We start from the raw sequence: 1,157 nt of genomic DNA on the forward strand, positions 1-1,157 counted from the left end.
GTGCGCTTGTGTCTTGTCTTTGCCCTAGTGTTGCCAGTGAGAGCGGAGTGCGGGACGCCGTTGGTGCGCAGTGCCGTGAAGCACGAGTAGGAGCAAGGGCGCCCGCACTCCATCGTCAGTCAAGCCCGAACAGTTGATCGAGTGGACGCTCGGACTGCACAAGCGTGGGCCAGCTGACGTGCTCTCCCATCCAGTCTAAGGGAGAACGCAATGGGTGTTTTTGCGGGCATCGATGTGGCCAAGGCAAGTCTGGCCGTGGCGCTGTATCCGGGTCAGGAACGGCTGGAGGTTGGCAACGACGCCAAGGGCCATGCATCGCTGTGCCGGTGGCTGCGGCAGCATGGGGTGGAGCGGATCCTGCTGGAATCCACCGGTGGCTACGAGCAGACGGTGGCGGTGACCTTGTCGGCCGATTGGCCGGTGGTGCGGATCGCCGGGCATCGGGCCCGGGCGTTTGCGGTGGCGCTGGGCAGGATCGCCAAGACCGATCCGATCGATGCGGCCACGCTGGCCCAGCTCGCCGCAATCGTGGAGGGGCCGGTGATGACGCCTCCGTCCCCGGAAGAGGTGCGCCTGCAGGCGCTGGTGCGTCGCCGGGAGCAACTGGTGGGCCAGCGCGACGACGAGCGTCGGCGCCTGTTGCAGGCCAGCGAGGCCTTCGTGCGCCGCAGCCTGCAGCGCCAGCTTCGGCTGCTGGCGCTGGAGATCACCCGGTTGGATCGGGAGATTGCGGCCTGCGTTCCGCAATGCGGGGATGTCCGCGCCCAGCGCCTGCGCCAGGTGCCGGGACTGGGCCCGGTGAGCGTGGCCACCCTGATGGCCTTCCTGCCGGAACTGGGACAGCTGGAGAATCGCCAGATCAGCGCCCTGGCCGGCCTTGCGCCCTACAACAGCGACAGCGGCAAGCACCAAGGCGTACGCCGCATCCGTGGCGGTCGTGGCAACGTCCGCCGCGTCCTGTACATGGCCGCATGGAGCGTCGTCCGCCACCAGCCCGACTTCAAGGCCCGCTACGCCGCACTGCGGATGCGGGGCAAGTGCGCCAAGGTCGCGCTGGTGGCCTGCATGCGCGTCCTCCTTATCCGTCTCAACGCCATGCTCCGCGACGGTTCGGAATGGAGAACCCTACCGGCTTGAGGAAAGACAGTTGCTCCTAC

Annotated in this window: 1 protein-coding gene; it reads left to right on the forward strand. The window is 67.4% G+C overall.

Annotation, left to right across the window (positions count from 1 at the left end; translation table 11 throughout):
- The first annotated feature begins 210 nt into the window (after positions 1-210).
- Positions 211-1,137 carry a transposase gene (locus SPK54_RS13595; RefSeq protein WP_330948404.1) on the forward strand — a complete coding sequence of 309 codons (927 nt, stop codon included), beginning with the start codon at positions 211-213 and terminating at the stop codon, positions 1,135-1,137.
- The last annotated feature ends 20 nt before the right edge of the window (positions 1,138-1,157 follow it).

The organism is Thermomonas sp. LB-4 (assembly GCF_036409385.1).
Taxonomy (GTDB): Bacteria; Pseudomonadota; Gammaproteobacteria; order Xanthomonadales; family Xanthomonadaceae; genus Thermomonas.

What these genes read in the sequence shown, in the direction of transcription:
- SPK54_RS13595 (WP_330948404.1), top strand. Translation starts at nt 211, where the DNA reads ATGGGTGTTTTTGCGGGCATCGATGTGGCCAAGGCAAGTCTGGCCGTG.